Origin of the sequence: Plebeiibacterium marinum (assembly GCF_026013615.1) — a bacterium.
Taxonomy (GTDB): domain Bacteria; phylum Bacteroidota; class Bacteroidia; order Bacteroidales; family Marinilabiliaceae; genus Saccharicrinis; species Saccharicrinis marinus_A.
This window is the reverse complement of the sequence record NZ_JAPDPI010000009.1, coordinates 93416-111988: the sequence shown is the minus strand read 5'-3', so window position 1 is coordinate 111988 and position 18573 is coordinate 93416. Positions and strand designations below refer to the sequence as shown.

The 18573-nt window shown below is 35.6% G+C and carries 17 protein-coding genes; 13 read left to right on the top strand and 4 right to left on the bottom strand.

The window, feature by feature from the left end:
* Positions 1-148 precede the first annotated feature (148 nt).
* From OM074_RS06615 to OM074_RS06585, 7 genes are all read left to right on the top strand, one after another.
* Positions 149-1255, top strand: a complete 1107-nt coding sequence (locus OM074_RS06615) for an AI-2E family transporter (RefSeq protein ID WP_301198640.1) — start codon at positions 149-151, stop codon at positions 1253-1255.
* Between the two features lie 104 nt (positions 1256-1359).
* On the top strand, positions 1360-2502 hold the full coding sequence (locus OM074_RS06610; RefSeq protein WP_301198639.1) for a cytochrome c3 family protein: 1143 nt from the start codon (positions 1360-1362) through the stop codon (positions 2500-2502).
* A gap of 74 nt (positions 2503-2576) precedes the next feature.
* A complete protein-coding gene (locus tag OM074_RS06605; RefSeq protein ID WP_301198635.1) occupies positions 2577-5549 on the top strand; it encodes a Fe-S-cluster-containing hydrogenase in 2973 nt (990 codons plus the stop codon).
* Positions 5549-6928 carry an NrfD/PsrC family molybdoenzyme membrane anchor subunit gene (gene nrfD, locus OM074_RS06600; protein WP_301198633.1) on the top strand — a complete coding sequence of 460 codons (1380 nt, stop codon included), beginning with the start codon at positions 5549-5551 and terminating at the stop codon, positions 6926-6928. The genes OM074_RS06605 and nrfD overlap by 1 nt, the downstream gene beginning before the upstream one ends.
* On the top strand, positions 6918-7451 hold the full coding sequence (locus tag OM074_RS06595; RefSeq protein ID WP_301198631.1) for a DUF3341 domain-containing protein: 534 nt from the start codon (positions 6918-6920) through the stop codon (positions 7449-7451). The genes nrfD and OM074_RS06595 overlap by 11 nt, the downstream gene beginning before the upstream one ends.
* 3 nt (positions 7452-7454) lie before the next feature.
* Complete coding sequence (locus OM074_RS06590) at positions 7455-8627, top strand: hypothetical protein (protein ID WP_301198625.1); 1173 nt, start codon at positions 7455-7457, stop codon at positions 8625-8627.
* Entirely contained in the window at positions 8611-9177 is a 567-nt protein-coding gene (locus OM074_RS06585) for a c-type cytochrome (protein ID WP_301198623.1), read from the top strand. The genes OM074_RS06590 and OM074_RS06585 overlap by 17 nt, the downstream gene beginning before the upstream one ends.
* A 10-nt stretch (positions 9178-9187) precedes the next feature.
* Here the strand turns inward: OM074_RS06585 and OM074_RS06580 are convergent, their stop codons facing one another.
* Together OM074_RS06580 and OM074_RS06575 are read right to left on the bottom strand one after the other, a co-directional pair.
* Entirely contained in the window at positions 9188-9823 is a 636-nt protein-coding gene (locus OM074_RS06580; protein WP_301198616.1) for a hypothetical protein, read from the bottom strand.
* A gap of 110 nt (positions 9824-9933) precedes the next feature.
* Complete coding sequence (locus OM074_RS06575; protein WP_301198611.1) at positions 9934-10545, bottom strand: NUDIX hydrolase; 612 nt, start codon at positions 10543-10545, stop codon at positions 9934-9936.
* A gap of 7 nt (positions 10546-10552) precedes the next feature.
* Between OM074_RS06575 and pyrE the strand changes: the two genes are divergently transcribed.
* Together pyrE and OM074_RS06565 are read left to right on the top strand one after the other, a co-directional pair.
* On the top strand, positions 10553-11185 hold the full coding sequence (pyrE, locus tag OM074_RS06570) for an orotate phosphoribosyltransferase (protein ID WP_301198609.1): 633 nt from the start codon (positions 10553-10555) through the stop codon (positions 11183-11185).
* 80 nt (positions 11186-11265) lie between these two features.
* Positions 11266-11673, top strand: a complete 408-nt coding sequence (locus tag OM074_RS06565) for an SRPBCC family protein (RefSeq protein WP_301198607.1) — start codon at positions 11266-11268, stop codon at positions 11671-11673.
* Here the strand turns inward: OM074_RS06565 and OM074_RS06560 are convergent.
* Complete coding sequence (locus tag OM074_RS06560; RefSeq protein ID WP_301198606.1) at positions 11670-12416, bottom strand: biotin--[acetyl-CoA-carboxylase] ligase; 747 nt, start codon at positions 12414-12416, stop codon at positions 11670-11672. The two genes, OM074_RS06565 and OM074_RS06560, sit on opposite strands and share 4 nt — an antisense overlap.
* A 167-nt stretch (positions 12417-12583) precedes the next feature.
* Between OM074_RS06560 and rsfS the strand changes: the two genes are divergently transcribed.
* The 4 genes from rsfS to OM074_RS06540 all read left to right on the top strand — a co-directional run bounded on the left by rsfS (position 12584) and on the right by OM074_RS06540 (position 16685).
* The gene (gene rsfS, locus OM074_RS06555; protein WP_301198604.1) at positions 12584-12958 is read left to right on the top strand and encodes a ribosome silencing factor; all 375 of its coding nucleotides are present in this window, start codon (positions 12584-12586) and stop codon (positions 12956-12958) included.
* A 24-nt stretch (positions 12959-12982) separates the two neighbouring features.
* The gene (ftsH, locus tag OM074_RS06550) at positions 12983-15013 is read left to right on the top strand and encodes an ATP-dependent zinc metalloprotease FtsH (protein WP_301198603.1); all 2031 of its coding nucleotides are present in this window, start codon (positions 12983-12985) and stop codon (positions 15011-15013) included.
* Positions 15014-15205: 192 nt separating this feature from the next.
* The gene (locus OM074_RS06545) at positions 15206-16018 is read left to right on the top strand and encodes a phosphatidate cytidylyltransferase (protein WP_301198602.1); all 813 of its coding nucleotides are present in this window, start codon (positions 15206-15208) and stop codon (positions 16016-16018) included.
* A gap of 13 nt (positions 16019-16031) precedes the next feature.
* Positions 16032-16685, top strand: coding sequence for a phosphatidylserine decarboxylase family protein (locus OM074_RS06540; RefSeq protein ID WP_301198600.1), 654 nt, complete (start codon positions 16032-16034; stop codon positions 16683-16685).
* Positions 16686-16915: 230 nt separating this feature from the next.
* Here the strand turns inward: OM074_RS06540 and OM074_RS06535 are convergent, their stop codons facing one another.
* Positions 16916-18568 carry a S8 family peptidase gene (locus OM074_RS06535; protein WP_301198599.1) on the bottom strand — a complete coding sequence of 551 codons (1653 nt, stop codon included), beginning with the start codon at positions 18566-18568 and terminating at the stop codon, positions 16916-16918.
* Between the last annotated feature and the right edge of the window lie 5 nt (positions 18569-18573).

Genomic DNA, 18573 nt, shown 5'->3' with positions numbered 1-18573 from the left:
ATTAGTCCAATTGTACTATGCAATGACCAAAAGAACGTGTTGTTAAAATATTAACCGCACTATATGGAAATAAAATTGATGTTGAAGATGATTTTTAATACATTTATAAGAACAGCTAACTAATATTCTCATTACACTAAATTATAGTATGAAGGAAAACTTAAAATATCTGTTTGGAATTGTATCAATATTGGCAGGTATATTTTTGCTTTGGTATTTCAGGGCAATTGTTTTCTTTATTATTATATCTGCCATATTATCCTTGGTAGCACGCCCCATTTATGATTTTTTTAGAGGTGAAAAATTTGAAAAGATTAAATTTTCTAAGCCACTTAGTGCATTGGCTACAGTGTTGTTTATTTGGACAATCATTATCTCTATTGTTAGTTTTGTTGTGCCTTTTATTTTTGAGGAAATACAGTTTCTGTCAAAAGCAGATTTTAATTCTATTTTAGATCGTTTTGAAAGGATTACAAACGCATTTATTTTACCAATAAATGAATCACTACAAGAGGAACTGGAGTTTCCGATGATTAAAACTCAAATAGCAGAATTTTTAGTTTCGATATTTGATTTTGCAAAAATACAGGACATTCTTTCGTCCTTTATTGAGTTTGTTGGTAACACTTTTATTGCTATGTTTTCCATATCATTTATCACTTTCTTTTTGTTAAAAGAAGAGTCTCTTTTATTGGAAAGCATAAAGTTGGTGGTCCCTGAAATTTATTATGTCGGGGTTGATCATATGTTGTGGTCCATAAATCGTTTGCTTCGAAGGTACTTTACCGGAATTATTATTCAGATTTCATTAATCTCTCTCATAGTGCTTGCTGGTTTAATGATAATTGGACTTGAGTTTAAGCATGCGCTGATTATTGGTCTTTTTTCCGGGTTGATAAATATTATACCTTATTTAGGCCCTATTATTGGCGCCTCTTTTGGACTTATTGTGTCGATGGTTGTATATCTGCAAACATCAGATCCCCCTCCCATTATCTTGTTTTTTGGGGCTATTATTGCATTATATATAGTTGTGCAATTACTTGATAATATTCTTTTTCAACCACTAATATTTTCATCAAGTGTTAAAGCCCATCCATTGGAGATATTTTTGGTAATTATTATGGCAGGTTATTTGGCAGGAATGGCAGGGATGTTTTTGGCTATTCCGGTGTATACCATTATTCGCGTGGTAGCTAAAGAATTTTTCTCAAAATATAATTTAGTACGCAAGCTTACTGGAAAGCTGGATTGATAATAATAAATACTTTTTTTAAAATATTGATATTATCACTTTTTTCACTAAATTGAAAAAGGGTGTGATTTTGTGTTGAATGAGCTTATTTAAAAGTTTTTAGCATGATATACGACTCTTTCCTTTATAAATTTAAATGCTTTCATGTTTTAGCAACAATATTTCTGTTTGTAGCATTGCCTGATGTTCTTTCGCAACCCTTAAATATACCTTTTAACGAAACAGATACATACAAAAAGATGATTGGGGAGAGGGTATTTCATGGGTTAATAGGTATTGACCGTGAAACACCATCTTGTATATCTTGTCATGCCAAATATACAGGCAGTGAAATAAACTGGAGTCCAACAGCGAAGGAAATTATAAGCATCATTGATACATTATCTCTTGATGAGTTTAAGATTGTTATTAATAATACCGGTGAGGATTTTGTGTCAAAATCACATAAAGGTTACAGATTGTCTGATGAGCATTTGGAATATTTGCACCATTACCTTAAAAACTATAAAGAATCTGACTTGGGAAAGCCTCCTAAGTCCTACCCAAAACTTATATGGTTTTTGATTTTAGGTGTTTTGATGGCTCTTGCACTTATTGATTTTATATTTACAAAAATTGTTAAGTATAAGGTTATACATATTTTAGTAATTATTGCTGGAATAAGTACTCATGTTTCTATGGCCTATAATGAAGCTTCCAGCCTTGGTAGAAGTTTGGGGTATATGCCTGACCAACCTGTTAAATTTTCACACAGAGTTCATGCTGGCGACAATAAAATAGAGTGTAAGTATTGTCATAATAATGCAGAGCACGGAAAATCAGCTGGAATTCCCGGGCCGGAATTATGTATGAACTGTCATATGATCGTTCGTCAAGGCAGTCGATCTGGCAAACATGAAATAGCTAAGGTTGTTCTGAGTTCTGAAAAAGGTCAAGATATTGAATGGATTAGGGTTCACAACTTACCTGATCATGTGTTTTTTAGCCATGCGCAGCATGTAAATGCCGGGAAGCTTGATTGTTCCGAATGTCATGGAGAGGTTGCTGAAATGCATATCCTCAAACAAGAAAATGATTTGTCGATGGGATGGTGTTTAGATTGCCATAAAAAGACCAATGTGCAATTTATAGATAACGAGTATTATTCAATATACAAAGCATATCATAAGGCGCTTTCAGAAAATAGGAATGATTCAATAAAGGCTGTGGATATTGGAGCTAATGATTGTATGAAGTGTCATTATTGACCAGGTAGATTTAGAATAGGAATTTGGTAGTCTTTGTAACATAATTCAGTAATAATTGGACAAAATATTTACTCATGAAATACTGGAAAAGCCTTGAAGAATATAATAATGCTGAAGAAAAGGATAATGCGCATTCACCAACTGAAAAGAGAGTTAAAAGCGTGTTGAAATCCGATAGAAGAGATTTTTTGAAACTTTTTGGTTTTGGAGTTGCCTCAGCAGCAGTGATGGCGAGTTGCGAGCGACCTGTAAAAAAGGCTATCCCCTTGCTTATTCAGCCTGAAGAAATTAGGCCTGGTGTTTCTAGTTTTTATGCATCGACATACTATAATGGAGGTGAAGCTGTGCCTGTACTAGTGAAAGTGAGAGATGGGCGACCCATTAAAATAGAAGGGAACGAACAATGTCAATTAACAAATGGCGGAACTTCAGCACAAGTGCAGGCTTCTTTGTTAAATCTGTATGATGAATCCAGGCCTAAAAATCCTACTTTTAATGGTGTTGAAATCAGTTGGTCAGATGCCAATAGGGCAATTATTGAAAAATTGGATTCCATACCTGATGAAAAAGACATAATTTTTCTGACTCATACTATCATTAGTCCGAGTATAAAACTGGTAATTGATAAGCTAGCTAAAAAATATCCGAATATTAAGGTTGTTATACTTGATTCGGTTTCGTATTCAGGGCTAAGGGAAGCCTATCGTGAAATAGTTGGGGTTAGTGCGATTCCTTTTTACAGGTTTGATAAGGCTAAAACCATTGTGTCTTTTGGTGCTGATTTTTTGGGGACATGGATTACTCCTACTGCTTATACGAACCAGTATGTACAAAATAGAAAGCTGCAGCATTCTCAACAGCTTTCAAAACATATTCAGTATGAATCAGTATTGTCCTTATCAGGCAGTAATGCCGATGACCGGTATGTTATAAAACCTTCGGAGCAGCATAAATACATACGTTCCTTGTTTAATAGGATAGCAGAATTGACTAATAATCCGGTTCTTCCCAGAGCTGGGTTTGAAAAGGAGGTTGAAAATACAGCTCAGCTTTTAGTAAAATCAAAGAGTGAATCGCTTGTAGTTGCGTCATCAAACAATAAAGATGTTCAGTTGGTTGTCTTTGGAATAAACCAAATGTTAGGTTCAATGGGAACCACAATTAGCCTGGATAATGAATTGAAACTTTACCAGGGTAGAGATACCGATATATTTAGTTTTGCAAAGAATTGTGAGGAAGGCGCTGTTGGTGCTGTTGTTTGTTATGATTCAAACCCAGCATATAATCTGCCTTCATCAATTAATTTTAAAGAACTGATAAAAGATATAAAGCTTACAATTAATATTACCTCTCAAAATGATGAAACAAATCCATTTTGCCAGTTTGTTCTTCCACTAAACCATTATCTTGAATCATGGAATGATTATGAAGTTGCAAGTGGGATGTATAGTCTGAGTCAACCAACAATTCATCCAATTTTTAACTCTAAAGACATCCATCAAATATTATTGCCATGGGTGGGAGAACAGGTTAAAACACATGATTTTATAAAGGATTATTGGATAAGTAATATCATTGATAATCAGGCCTTAGAAAATTCCTTTGTCACATCATGGAAAAGGGTACTTAGTAATGGAGTTTTCTATTCGGAGAAAAAAAATAATTTGAAGAACAAACTACTTGATACAGATCTGATTTTAAATAGTGTTGATGAAAGTGGAGGTGAGTTAGAGTTTCAGGCATATCATTCAGTTGCATTGGGAGATGGAAAGTTGGCTAATAATCCATGGCTACAAGAGCTACCAGATCCTGTTTCTAAGATATGTTGGGATAATTACTTCTCAGTAGCTCCTTCTTTAGCCCAAAAAAATAGGTGGAAACAAGGAGATGTGATTGAGATTAAGGGTGTTCGGCTTCCGGTTTGCATACAACCAGGTCAGCATGAAGATGTAATAGCTGCCGCTCTGGGTTACGGCAGAACCATGTTAACTCCGGATCCTGAAACTATTGGAAAAAATGTTAAACATCTGCTGAATAATAGTAGTACTGGTATTTGTTACTATGCCAGTATTTCGAATGTAAAGACAACAGGGATTACCTATGAATTGGCAACAACACAAATGCACCATAATATGGAAGGAAGAGCTCTTATAAGGGAAACTTCCTTTAATGAATATTTAAAAGATGCTGCGTCGGGTAATGAAATGCATGAAATTGTTGAACACCACCATACTTCGTTATACAAAAAACATGAGTTCAAGGGTCATCATTGGGCTATGTTTATTGATTTGAATTCATGTACTGGCTGTAATGCCTGTGTTGTTGCCTGTTCTGCTGAGAATAATGTGCCTGTTGTAGGAAGAGATGAAGTAAGGAGATCGCATGAAATGCATTGGCTTAGAATAGACCGGTATTATACCCAGTCGCCAAATGATCCTTCAAAGATAAGTGTAGTCCGTCAGCCTGTAATGTGTCAGCATTGCGATAATGCTCCGTGTGAAAATGTTTGCCCGGTTGCTGCTACCAACCACAGTTCAGAAGGTATAAATCAAATGGCTTATAATAGGTGCATTGGAACAAGGTATTGCAATAACAATTGTCCGTATAAGGTAAGAAGATTTAATTGGTACGATTACACAGGGGCAGATTCCATACCTTTTAACCGTAAGGATGCAACAGGGATGACATCGGACCTAAAGCGGTTGGTTTTAAATCCTGATGTTACAGTAAGAGCCAAAGGCGTGATTGAAAAATGCTCCTTTTGTATACAAAGAATTCAGGAGAAAAAACTAGAAGCCAAAAAATTAGCATCACATCTTAAAGATGGAGATATACAAACTGCTTGTCAACAGGCTTGTCCAGCAAAAGCCATCATTTTTGGAGATATAAATGATCCAAAAAGTGAAGTTAGTCAGCTGATTAAGGATCCCCGTGCATATCACCTTCTTGAAGAGCTGCACACTTTACCTAGTGTAGGGTATCTAACAAAAGTGAGGAATGTTGAGAGCCATAACTCAATTAAACCTAAATATAAAAATCATAGCTAATGTATATATCACCTATAAGAGAACCTTTGGTTACCGGGTCGAAGAGTTATAAACAGGTAACTGATGATATTACAAAGCCCATGGACGGTAAGCCTGGGAGGCTATGGTTTGTGGGATTAGGCCTTGCTTTACTGGCTTTAATGCTTGGAGGTGTGGCAATATTTGTTACCGTATGGGATGGAATAGGAAGTTGGGGTTTAAACAGAACTATAGGATGGGGATGGGGTATTACAAACTTTGTGTGGTGGGTTGGTATTGGTCATGCCGGCACCTTTATATCTGCTATATTGTTGCTTTTTAGACAAAAATGGAGGACCAGTATTAACAGGAGCGCAGAAGCCATGACTATTTTTGCGGTAATGTGTGCCGGGTTGTTTCCTCTGCTTCATATGGGAAGGTTGCCACTTGGTTTCTTTGTATTCCCATATCCGAATACCAGAGACCTGTGGGTTAACTTTAACTCACCATTATTATGGGATGTTTTTGCCATATCAACCTATTTTATGGTGTCCCTATTGTTTTGGTATATGGGATTGATTCCTGATATAGCTACTATCAGAGACAGGCTGAAAAGGAGTTTTAAAAAGAAAGTATATGCAGTTTTAAGTTTTGGATGGACTGGTTCAGCAAGGCATTGGGCCAGGCATGAATCAATGTCTCTGATATTGGCAGGACTTGCTGCCCCACTGGTACTTTCTGTGCACTCCATTGTAAGTATGGATTTTGCCACTTCGGTAATTCCTGGATGGCACACAACGATATTTCCACCATACTTTGTTGCAGGAGCTGTATTTTCTGGTTTTGCTATGGTTTTAACTTTGATGATTATTACCAGAAAGGCCCTAAACCTACAAAACTATATAACAGTAGGGCATGTAGAATCAATGAATAAAGTTATTATAGCCACCGGTTCAATAGTTGGGATAGCCTATATAACTGAATTGTTTATGGCGTGGTATTCTGGGGTGGTATATGAACGTTTTGCTTTTGTGAATAGAGCTTTTGGACCTTATTGGTGGGCTTATTGGATTATGATGACTTGTAATGTTATTACCCCTCAGCTTTTTTGGTTTAAAAAAATCAGAAGGAACCTGGCTGCAACTTTTATCATTTCAATATTTGTTAATATAGGAATGTGGTTTGAACGTTTTGTAATCATAGTAACCTCGTTGCATCGTGATTTTTTGCCTTCAAGCTGGGCAATGTACTCGCCAACCTGGGTTGAAGTGGGTGTATACTTAGGTACTTTTGGTCTGTTTTTTACACTTTTCTTTCTTTTTATCAGATTCTTCCCGGTTGTTGCTATCGCAGAAGTGAAAAGCGTATTAAGGAGTTCGGGAGAAAACTTTGTTAGGAAAGGAGTTGAAAATGAAAAATAGGCAATATATAACTGGTGTATATTATGATGATAAGGAATTGTTGGATGGAATTATACAGATTCAGAAAAGCGATATTCCAATCTTTGATGTCAGAACGCCCTTCCCGGTTCATGGCCTGGATGATGTGTTGAAATTTAAAAGATCGAGATTGCCACGATTAGGCTTTGTTGCTGGTACATTGGGTGCCATTTTGGCCTTTGTTTTCCAAGTTTGGGTTTTTTCATCAAGCTGGCCTTTAAACTTTGGCGGTAAACCGTTTTTTTCGGTGCCTTCATTTATACCTGTAACCTTTGAGATGGCTGTTTTGTTTGCTGCTATATCATTGGTATTTGGATTTTTGATTAAATCTGGGATTGGTCCGGGAGCTCCTGCGCTAATATTCGATGAGAGAACCAGTGATAATGTGTTTTTGGTTGTTCTGGAGTTTGTTGATGACTCACATGAACAAAAAATATTTAATGTTCTCAAGGAAGCGGGTGCAGAAGATATAAAATCTATAAATCCTTCACTTCAAAATGAATAAGAAATGGACAATCAGTTTGTGATAACAAAAAATATAAAGACAGTTCTTACAGTAGGTGTAATAACAGGAGTTTTGTTGATTGTGTTGGGGTTGATATTTGGATCGTGGACAGAGGAAAGAATTTGGGCTAACATACTTTTAAATGGATTTTTGGTTATATCCTTAAGTTTGGGAGCAGTTTTTTTTGTGGCTGTTCACCTTATCGCAGAATCCGGATGGCAAACAACAGTACAACGAATTGCAGAAGCTATAGGTAGTAATATTTGGTTAGGAGCATTGATGATTGTACCAATTGTTTTTGGAGTTCATTCATTATACCATTGGTCGCACACAGAACACTTAGATTCGGTTTTGCAATTGAAACAAGGCTATCTTAACCTTCCGTTTTTCATACTCAGGATGATAATATATATAGCAGGTTGGACATTCTTAATTTATAAAATCAGACAGCTTTCCTTAAAGAGTGACTCATCCTCCGATTTAAAAGTGTTTTACAAACTGCGAACATATTCAGCATTATTTGTTGTGTTTATCGCTATAACGAGTTCAACCTCGGCTTGGGATTGGCTTATGAGCATTGACGCCCATTGGTTTAGTACCTTGTATGGTTGGTATACTTTTATCGGGCTATTCGTAAATACTATTGCCGTAATTATAATATTAGTTATTGTTTTACAAAAATTGGGATATCTCAATTATATAAATGATGAACATCTGCATGACCTGGGGAAATATCTGTTTGGTTTCAGTATATTCTGGGCTTATTTATGGATCTCGCAATATCTTTTGATCTGGTATAGCAATATTCCTGAGGAAACGGTTTATTACGTTGAGCGGATAACTAATTTTAGGGTACTATTTTATGTCAATGTTGTAATTTGTTTTGTGGTGCCATTTTTTGCTCTGATGTCACGGGGTAACAAACGTAAGGTAAGTTGGTTGTTATATACTTCTATTATTGTGTTTTGTGGCCATTGGCTTGATTTGTTCTTAGCTATTATGCCGGGCACAACTGGGGATGCGGGAGCTGGAATTAGCGTCTTGGAAATAGGCTTTACAATACTGTATATATCATTGTTTTGTTTTGCAATATTTAAGTCTCTGACAAAAGGAAGTCTGGTTCCTCAAAATCATCCTTATTATAAAGAAAGCTTTGATTATGAAAATATTAAATAGTGTTTGGGTGTTGTTGTTTCTGGTTTCATGTGACCTTGACAGAAATCAGCCAGGATATAGTTATTTTCCTGATATGGAGCAGTCAAGAAGTTATGAAACCTATTCGGAGAATCCGGTTTTACCTAATGGAAAAACCAATCTCCCGCCTGTTGAGAATACAGTGCCAAGAGGAAGTATTCCATATCAATTTGAGAAGACCGTTGAGGATAGGGAGTTGGCTGGAGTTGAGCTAAGTAATTTTTATGCCATAGATTCCATTAGGAAAGAAACCTTAACTGAAGGAAAACGCTTGTATAATATTTTTTGTTGGCATTGCCATGGAGAAAAGGGAGATGGTAATGGGTATTTGTTTACTAGTGGAAAATATTCATACCCACCAGCTAATTTACTTTCAGAAAAAGTAACCAAAAATCCCGACGGAGAAATATTCCATGTTATCTCAGTGGGTTTTGGTGTAATGGGTGCCCACCAAGGAATGGTTACTCCTGATGAAAGATGGAAAATAACTTCTTATATCAGAAAGGAACTGATAGAAAATATAAAGGAGTGAAATAATAAAACTAATCAACGGGATTTTTCAAATTCGGATATAATTCCTCTTTAGAGAGTTTGTCAATCGGAATTCTTCTGCCGTTTTTTGTAGATATAATAAAGGAATCGTTGAAACCCATCCGTTTAATATCTTCCAAAAATACTTTGGCCTTTTCGTAGTTTTTAAAAACACCAATGGTATACTGGTTAATACTGTCGTAGGTTTCCTGATTAATAGCTACCAGATTTGTAGAAAAGTCATTTAAATTAATTTCTTTAAATGCCCCAATTTGAACACGAAACCTTAGTCCTGTTTCGTTTCTGTCAACCATGTTTTTATCCGTAATTTGGGTTATTCGACTTTTATACACCTCAATAGAATCATCTAAAGACTTGTTTGCATTTTTCAAGTCGTTGTACTTCAGTTTAAATGCAGCAAGTTCCTCGTTTGAAGCGGCCCCTCCAAAGCTAATCATGCCTTTTAATAAAAATACTACTAATAAAGAGATGAAAAAGAGGATTTGAAAATACATAGCCTTTCTTAATTTGGCTATTTTGCTTGATTGTGAACGGTTTATTTTTCTTAATCTCTGAACTTCTTTAAATACAGCATCTTGCCGCAATTTTTCTTTTCTGTTTTCAAATTCTATTTCTTGAGCTGTCATTTAATGATTTTGTGTTGTGTTGAAAAATCCCTTAAAAATATAAAAAATATTAGTAAAGAAGTGGATAGTAAATAATAAAAGGCAGCTAAAAACCAAATGCGAATCTTTTTTTACAAATCTACCTGATTTAATACTTCCAATATGCTTGGATATGTATTTTGATATACTTTGTCCAAATTGTTGTTTGAAAGCCATTCTGCAAGTGAAATGTCTTCTTCTTCCTGAGGTTTGGGTATGTCGTTACCGTCATACTTCATTTCAAACCAGTGTGTTTTTTTCAAAATCAATTTTGATTTTAACCAATATGTGTGATAGGTAGGTTTTAAAGCTTTTGTTATTGTCAGCGGGGTAATGGAGCATTCTTCCTCAACTTCTCTTAAAGCAGTCTCTTCTATTGATTCTCCCTTTTCAGCTTTGCCTTTAGGTAAATCCCAAACACCTAACCTGTGTATAAATAATATTTTACCTTCAAAGTTTTTTACAACACCTCCTGCTGCTTCAATTACTTTAAAGCATTTACTAAAAACCTCCAAAAGTTTATCTAAATCATGATGGTAAACAAAAGCGCTTTTGATCTCTTCTCTCGAATCAAAGTGATTGATAAAATCCTTAAGCTCCTTAGGGTTTGAGTATTTGAAAATTGCCCCAAAATCGTTATTCAGGTCACGTTCAATGTTGTTAGTTAAAAAAACAATTCTATCCTTGAAAAAAACTTTATACATTTGCTGCATGGAAAAAGTATCAGAAACAATAGCAAAACAATTGTTGCAAATTAAGGCAATTAAATTGCAACCAGCAAACCCATTTACCTGGGCGTCGGGATGGAAATCTCCAATTTATTGCGATAACAGGAAAACTTTATCGTATCCTGAAGTAAGAGACTATATCAAGTCGGCATTTGTTAATCTTGTTAACGAGCTATATCCTGAAGCCGAAGTTATTGCTGGCGTAGCTACAGGAGCTATTGCTCAGGGTGCACTTGTTGCAGATGAACTAAAAAAGCCATTTGTATATGTACGTTCGTCTCCTAAAGGCCATGGTATGGAAAATCTTATTGAAGGAGATATCAAGCCAGGAACAAAAGTGGTAGTTATTGAGGACTTAATATCAACAGGAGGAAGTAGTTTGAAAGCTGTTGAGGCATTAAGGGCTGCAGGTTGTGAAGTGATGGGAATGCTTGCCATTTTTACTTATGGGTTCCAAACTGCTGAAGACAATTTTGCGTCTAAAGAAGTTAAAATTGATACACTTAGTAATTACCAAATCCTTATTGATGTTGCAGCTGCAACAGGTTATGTATCTTCAGATGATGTTAAAACATTAGGGAGCTGGAGGACTAATCCTGCAGAATGGGGAAAGTAATTTATCAGGTTGAAATAAGTCACAAAAAAATACAAGCTCATTAAGATTTAGTCTTTTTGAGCTTTTTATATGAAATGGTTATGACAAAATTTGAGAGTGAAATTAAGAAAGCTGTTCACAACGACGAAAAGATTTTTTCTTTTATTTCGAATTTTAACAACTTTCAGGACCTTATACCTCAGGATAAGATTTCGGATTGGCAAAGCACAGAGGAATCGTGCAGGTTTAAGGTTGAAGGGATTGGAGATGCCGGGTTGAAAATTGTTGATAAAGAACCATATAAAACAGTAAAATACTCCACAGATGGTAAGGTTCCGTTTAACTTTTACCTATGGGTGCAGTTAAAGCAGGTAGCTGAAAATGATACCAGGATCAAATTAACTATTAAGGCAGATTTGAATCCTATGATGAAAATGATGGTGAGCAAACATGTAAAAAAATTTTTAAACATGTTGGGAGATGCAATTGCCAATTATCATTATAACTAAAGAATAAACTCAACCTCCTTAAAAGAATATGTTGTTTGGTCTCCTGATTCTTTTAACAGGACTAACTGCCCGTATTCAGATATATCCAGGATGCGGGCTTTAAATATTCCTTCCTCATCTTTATATAAATGATAGCCTTCCTTGCGAAATAAAGCATTCATATATTCCTTGTTAATTTGGAGGTGTTCGTTTTGTACACGCACTCTGCCTAATAGAACAGAAATCTGTTCGAGGATATCATGTAAAGTAGACTGTAAACAAAATTCCTTTTTGCAGATGTTTTTAAGAGAGATTGGGTTAGGGGCATCGCTCAAAAATTTTTCCTGATTAATATTTAACCCAATGCCTATTGTTGAGGTTCCTATTGCATTTAAAAGGATGCTGTTTTCTATTAAGATCCCTCCTATTTTTGAGTTATTATAATAAATATCGTTTGGCCATTTTATTGAAAAACCATCCGAATATTTTTGTAGTACCTTTAAAATTCCAAGGCATACTACTTTTGAAATTACAAATTGATCCTGAGCTTGTATGTATTCAGGTTTAATAAATAAACTAAAAGTGAGGTTTTTCCCTTTTTCACTTTCCCAGGAATTTCCTTTTTGCCCTTTGCCGGCATACTGGTGTTTTGCAATAACTACAGTGCAATCCTGAATGTCATCTTTAATTAATTCTTTTACTTTTTCATTGGTTGAGGAAAGTTCCTCAAACTTCATTATTTTAAATCCAGCAAGTTGTGTCATACTACATGTTATAAAATAGGACAAATTGGCATTAAATATGCAACGGCAAAATTATTGTGTAAAAGTAGTTACTAATTGGAAAAACAAAAAAGTAGTATCTTTGTATTTTTCTAGTAATTTAGCAGAGATTACATACAGGTTTAAAATATACAAACGAAAATAATTTAATGATAAACCAGGAAACTAGTTCAACTGAACAATTGGTAGATACAATTGTTGAAGGTATTCAAGAGAAAAAGGGCACAAATATTGCAGTTTTAGATATGAGAGAAATTGACGGATGCGTTTGTCAATTTTTTGTTATATGTGATGGGGACAGTAATACGCATGTAGGTGCTATTGGGGATTCAGTTGAAGACTATGTGAGAGAACATATCAAAGATAAGCCACTTCATATTGAGGGAAAGCAAAATGCTGAATGGATTTTAGTAGATTATGTTGATGTTGTTGTACATGTTTTTCAGAAACCAATACGAAGCTTTTATAACCTAGAAGGTTTGTGGGCAGATGCCAAGCGTACAGATATTGAGAACCTTTTCTAGTTCTAACAAATTTTCATTTACAAAATGAGCGAAAACAAAGATCAAAAAAAAGAACCAACTAATTCAGGGGGTAGCAATAACAGTACGCCAAAAATTCCAAAGTTTAATGGGTACTGGATTTATGGAATTTTATTACTGCTTTTTCTATCATTCTTTTTAATGAATCAGAATGAAGCAGTTAAAACGATACCTTATAGCAAGTTTACTCAACGGATACTTCCCTCTGGAGATATTGAGTTGTTGACTGTTATCAAAAATCTTGATCAGGTTGAAGTAACCTTGAAAAAGGATGCGATAAAAAATTATGAACAGGATTTTGGGGATAGTTATCAGGCAGTTATAGAAAGAGGCCCACATTTCAAAATTGAAATTCCTTCGGTAGAAAAGTTTTATGATGATTTAAAAACTGTAGAAGAGCAAAAAGGATTTACAATTCCTAATACCTTTGAGCAACGCTCCAATTATCTTTCAGACATTATTAGCTTTTTGTGGCCGCTAATTTTACTTCTTATCATTTGGATTATAGTATTTAGGAGGATGGGTGCACAAGCCGGAGGGGGTGGTGCAGGAAATATTTTCAATGTTGGGAAATCCAGAGCAAAGGTTTTTGATAAGGAATCAAATATAAATGTAAACTTTTTGGATGTTGCAGGGTTGGCTGAAGCAAAACAGGAGTTGGAAGAAATAGTTGAGTTTTTGAAGAAGCCTGAGAAATATACCAATCTTGGGGGTAAAATACCAAAGGGCGCCTTGCTTGTAGGCCCTCCGGGAACCGGTAAAACTTTATTGGCAAAAGCTGTGGCAGGAGAAGCAAATGTTCCTTTTTTCAGCATGTCAGGGTCTGATTTTGTGGAGATGTTTGTTGGAGTGGGTGCCTCCAGGGTTCGCGACTTATTTAAGAAAGCAAAAGAAAAAGCTCCTTGTATTGTCTTTATTGATGAAATTGATGCTATTGGTAGGGCCAGGGGGAAAAGTCCAAGTATGGGAGCAAACGATGAGCGGGAAAATACACTCAATCAGTTGTTAACAGAAATGGATGGTTTTGGAACAAACTCAGGTGTCATTATTCTTGCCGCTACTAACAGAGCTGATATTCTTGACCGCGCTTTAATGAGGGCTGGACGATTTGACAGACAGATACATGTAGAACTGCCAGATATAAAGGAACGTAAGCAGATATTTGATGTACATTTACGACCTTTAAAACTAAGTGAAGAAGTTAAGGCTGACTTTTTGGCAAAACAAACTCCAGGTTTTTCAGGGGCTGATATTGCCAATGTATGTAATGAAGCGGCTTTAATAGCAGCCAGGGGCGATAAGAAGATTGTAGAGAAAGAGGACTTTTTAAGTGCTGTTGACAGAATAGTAGGAGGACTTGAAAAGAAAAATAAGATCATCTCGAAGGAAGAAAAGAAAGCAATTGCATACCACGAAGCAGGTCATGCAGCTACAAGCTGGTTGCTTGAACATGCTCATCCATTGGTGAAAGTTACTATTGTGCCCAGGGGGAAAGCGTTGGGGGCTGCCTGGTATCTTCCAGAGGAAAGACAGCTTACTACAACTGAGCAAATGCTTGATGAAATGTGTTCGACCTTAGCAGGAAGGGCTGCTGAAGAAATAGAGTTTGGAAAAATTTCAACCGGAGCGTTAAATGATCTTGAGAAAGTGACTAAGCAGGCTTATGCTATGGTTACTTATTATGGGATGAGCAAAGAGATGGGTAATATAAGCTACTTTGATTCGAGTGGTCAGAATGAATATGGTTTTACAAAGCCCTATAGTGAAGAAACTGCTAAATCTATCGATCATGAAGTTTCTAAACTGATTGAACAACAATACCAAAGAGCTAAAGATATCCTAATGGAAAATAGGGAGAAACATGCAGAATTAGCTAATTTATTGCTTGAAAGAGAAGTTATTTTTAGTGAAGATTTAGAAACAATATTTGGAAAAAGAAAAGTAAGTAAACATCTTGTACAGTTTGACGATATAGCTGATGAAGATAAGATGGAAAGTCTGGAAGATGATAAAAAGGCTGATGCTGAAAACCTTTAAATGAAGAATGAAAGAGCAAGGAGTTGTCTGCTTTTAAGGAATAAAATATCAATTAAAATATACTTTAAAGAGATCGGTAATTTTACCGATCTCTTTTTTTTATCATCAGTTAAAAGAAATATTTGTTTTTATTGATAAAAATGCTTGAAAATTAAGTAAACTACTTAATTTTGCAGTTGATAAAATAAGCAGATGAGTAATTTTTGGCAACGCACCTTAACTGGTATTTTTTTTGTATCTATTTTAGCTGGCGGGATTTATTATCACCAGATGTCATTTCTTATTCTATTTTTGCTTATTGTAATAGGTGGCATTCATGAGATGACTCGTTTGTTTTCCCAAACAGAGACCAAGATTGATTTTATTCCTACTGTTTGTCTGGGGGGTGTTATTTTTATAAGTGCCTACCTGGTTCAGTCGAAAATGGCATCACCTTCATTGTTTTTGGTGATTATTCCCATTGTTTGTTTCCTTTTTATCAGAGAGCTCTTTAAAAGGAATAAATATCCCTTGCTGAATGTTGCAATGAGCTTGCTTACTGCTTGTTATATAGCGGTTCCTTTTGCATTGATGAATCTGTTGGCATTTGATAAAGGGATTTATAATTTCCATTTGCCATTGTCGGTTTTTATTTTGGTGTGGATAAATGATACTGGCGCCTATTTGTCTGGAATTACTATAGGAAAACACAAGCTATTTGAAAGGATTAGTCCAAAAAAGACATGGGAAGGAACCCTTGGAGGATTTTCATTAACTCTGGCGGCAGGCTATGTGCTTTCATTATTTTGGGATAATCTGAATACATTTGAGTGGATGGTATTTGCAGCCATTGTTTCGATAATGGCAGTGTTAGGGGATTTGGCCGAATCAATGTTTAAAAGAAGTGTTGGAGTAAAAGACTCTGGAAATATATTGCCAGGACATGGTGGGATTTTGGATAGGTTTGATGCGGTTTTATTTGCTATCCCGATGGCAGTATTTTATATTAATTTGTTTGTACGTTAATTAAAAAGGAATAATGACAATTCATAAAGAAGGTTATAAAACAATTTTTGTTGGTTTTTTTATTGCAGCAATTATTGCCTTAGTTGCACAGTATACTGTTGCTAATGATGTGGCAAAATATATTGTGTTTGGTGTAGCAGCTATTTTTTTCTTCTTAATCGTTAATTTTTTTAGAAGTCCGGAGCGAATTTGTTCAAAAAATGCCCGTGCTATTATTACACCTGCTGATGGAGAAGTTGTGGTAATTGAAGAAGTTGATGAACCTGAGTATTTGAAGAAAAGATGTATGCAGGTTTCTGTGTTTATGTCACCTTTAAATGTACACGTAAACTGGTTTCCAATAGGAGGGAAGATTAAGTACTCAAAACACCATAGTGGAAGGTTTATGGGTGCCTACTTGCCAAAGTCATCTACGGAAAACGAAAGAACATCTGTTGTTGTTGAAACAATTGATGGAGAAGAGATTTTAGTCAGGCAAGTTGCTGGTGCCCTGGCTCGAAGAATTGTATGTTATGCAAAGGAGGGGGATCAAGTTGAGCAAGGAGATCAGATGGGGTTTATCAAGTTTGGTTCCCGGTTGGATTTGTACTTACCTTTAGATTCAAATATAAAAGTTAAGATAGGAGATAAAGTTGTAGGTACCCAGACTACAATTGCAACATTATAAACTCACTGAAGTTAAAGATTAGAGCATAAGCTGTGGTTTTGTGTTTTTAAGGTTTTGATATGGGAGATTACACGAAATAAATATTCCTGGTATCTGGGTAATGGTACTCTTACGGTTCCGGGGTTACAGATTTTAATGTAAATAACCTTGTATAATCAAATAGAGAAGTAAATAAAAGAAATAGCCTAATAGCAACAGAATATATTGCTATTAGGCTATTTCTTTTTGATCTAATTCATTGACTCTGCCATTTTTGCCGCGTTATATGCATTTATCAATCCTCCTGTTGTAGAAATTCTGGATAATTTACTTGGCTTTATTGTCTTTTTTTCAGAGCCTAAATTGGGCGTGTTTACTTTTAATTTTTTATACTTTGTAGCTGATTGGAGTAAAATGTGTTTTAGTTGAAGCATTGTGAGCTCAGGGTAGTAACTCCAAATTAAAGCGGCAACTCCACTAACCACAGGGCATGCCATGCTTGTTCCGCTATTTATTTGGTATTGGTTGCCTGGATAAAGAGAAACCACATCTACTCCCGGAGCAAACACATCAACGTACTTTGCCCCGTAATTAGAAAAATTACCAATAAACTGAGTGTCCAGATGATGGGTTGATGCTCCAACGCTAATCCAGTTTGCAGCTTGTTTCTTATTGTTGAATACTTTATGGGGGTAACGGAGTTGCTTGTCGATATTGATGCCATCATTACCGGATGCATGTATCAATAACACATTTGCCTTTTCAGCATATTTAATTGCATCATCTACAAAATGTTTTTGGGGAGATGTGGATTTGCCGAAACTCATGTTTATTATATTGGCACCATTGTCAACGGCATATCTAATTGCCAGGGCTATGTCTTTATCATATTCATCACCATTTGGGATTGCTCTGATTGCCATAATTTCAATATTCTCAGCAACGCCATCAATGCCTATACCATTTTTTTGTACGGCACCTATTATGCCTGCCACATGGGTACCATGGTGGGCATCAGGACCAATTACATCCATATTGCCATAGCCAGCATCGGTAATGTCATTAACGTTATCATTAATAATTTTCGATCTAACCTCATACTCAAGGTTGAGATGCTTATTAAGGTACAAGTTTATATGTTTTTTATATTCATTGAATGATTCGTATGAAAATGAGTTGTTGTACAGGTTAGTCATAAAGCCCTTGGCTTTCATGATAGAATCCGGAGCATCTTCAATCTCTTTTATTAGTTTTAGGTTTAATGAGTCTGTGTCAAGATATTGTTTCAACAAGTTTTCAGAGTTTTCAATTCTGCTTGAGAGTCTGGATATTTTAACACTTCTCTCCTGGTATTTTTGTAGTTCTTTTTCATATTCTTTTTCACAAAACTGATAAAGAGCAAATTCTTTTCTTTGGTCTTTAGATATGGTTTTGGGATCTGTGTTTTTATATTTGGATTCCAATTGCCGGATCAGTCTTACATACTCAATATTCTCAATGTCTATATTTTGCCCTTCTTTTGAACCAATGAAATTCCAGCCGTTGACATCATCTATATACCCGTTGTTATCATCATCAATTCCGTTGCCCGGGATCTCATCCTGATTTACCCAAATCTTGTCTTTTAGGTCTTCATGGTGTATGTCGATGCCGCCATCAATGACTGCTACAATAATTTTTTTCTTTGGGGTTTTGTCTTTAAGGAACTCATACGTTTTGTACACGCTGGCTCCATAAATACTATCTGTAATGCCATCTTTATTAAACCAGTTTACTAGTGTGTGATCCAGGGAATCAACCGTGGTAACTGGTTTGCTTTTGTTGTTTTTAGCATGAATAGAGGTTGAGAGTGCTATTAGAATTGCAGAAAGCACTATGAGCGGTTTGTTTTTGAAGTTAACCATTTATT

What these genes read in the sequence shown, in the direction of transcription:
- OM074_RS06615 (WP_301198640.1), top strand. Translation starts at nt 149, where the DNA reads ATGAAGGAAAACTTAAAATATCTGTTTGGAATTGTATCAATATTGGCA.
- OM074_RS06610 (WP_301198639.1), top strand. Translation starts at nt 1,360, where the DNA reads ATGATATACGACTCTTTCCTTTATAAATTTAAATGCTTTCATGTTTTA.
- OM074_RS06605 (WP_301198635.1), top strand. Translation starts at nt 2,577, where the DNA reads ATGAAATACTGGAAAAGCCTTGAAGAATATAATAATGCTGAAGAAAAG.
- nrfD (WP_301198633.1), top strand. Translation starts at nt 5,549, where the DNA reads ATGTATATATCACCTATAAGAGAACCTTTGGTTACCGGGTCGAAGAGT.
- OM074_RS06595 (WP_301198631.1), top strand. Translation starts at nt 6,918, where the DNA reads ATGAAAAATAGGCAATATATAACTGGTGTATATTATGATGATAAGGAA.
- OM074_RS06590 (WP_301198625.1), top strand. Translation starts at nt 7,455, where the DNA reads ATGGACAATCAGTTTGTGATAACAAAAAATATAAAGACAGTTCTTACA.
- OM074_RS06585 (WP_301198623.1), top strand. Translation starts at nt 8,611, where the DNA reads ATGAAAATATTAAATAGTGTTTGGGTGTTGTTGTTTCTGGTTTCATGT.
- OM074_RS06580 (WP_301198616.1), bottom strand. Translation starts at nt 9,823, where the DNA reads ATGACAGCTCAAGAAATAGAATTTGAAAACAGAAAAGAAAAATTGCGG.
- OM074_RS06575 (WP_301198611.1), bottom strand. Translation starts at nt 10,545, where the DNA reads ATGTATAAAGTTTTTTTCAAGGATAGAATTGTTTTTTTAACTAACAAC.
- pyrE (WP_301198609.1), top strand. Translation starts at nt 10,553, where the DNA reads ATGGAAAAAGTATCAGAAACAATAGCAAAACAATTGTTGCAAATTAAG.
- OM074_RS06565 (WP_301198607.1), top strand. Translation starts at nt 11,266, where the DNA reads ATGACAAAATTTGAGAGTGAAATTAAGAAAGCTGTTCACAACGACGAA.
- OM074_RS06560 (WP_301198606.1), bottom strand. Translation starts at nt 12,416, where the DNA reads ATGACACAACTTGCTGGATTTAAAATAATGAAGTTTGAGGAACTTTCC.
- rsfS (WP_301198604.1), top strand. Translation starts at nt 12,584, where the DNA reads ATGATAAACCAGGAAACTAGTTCAACTGAACAATTGGTAGATACAATT.
- ftsH (WP_301198603.1), top strand. Translation starts at nt 12,983, where the DNA reads ATGAGCGAAAACAAAGATCAAAAAAAAGAACCAACTAATTCAGGGGGT.
- OM074_RS06545 (WP_301198602.1), top strand. Translation starts at nt 15,206, where the DNA reads ATGAGTAATTTTTGGCAACGCACCTTAACTGGTATTTTTTTTGTATCT.
- OM074_RS06540 (WP_301198600.1), top strand. Translation starts at nt 16,032, where the DNA reads ATGACAATTCATAAAGAAGGTTATAAAACAATTTTTGTTGGTTTTTTT.
- OM074_RS06535 (WP_301198599.1), bottom strand. Translation starts at nt 18,568, where the DNA reads ATGGTTAACTTCAAAAACAAACCGCTCATAGTGCTTTCTGCAATTCTA.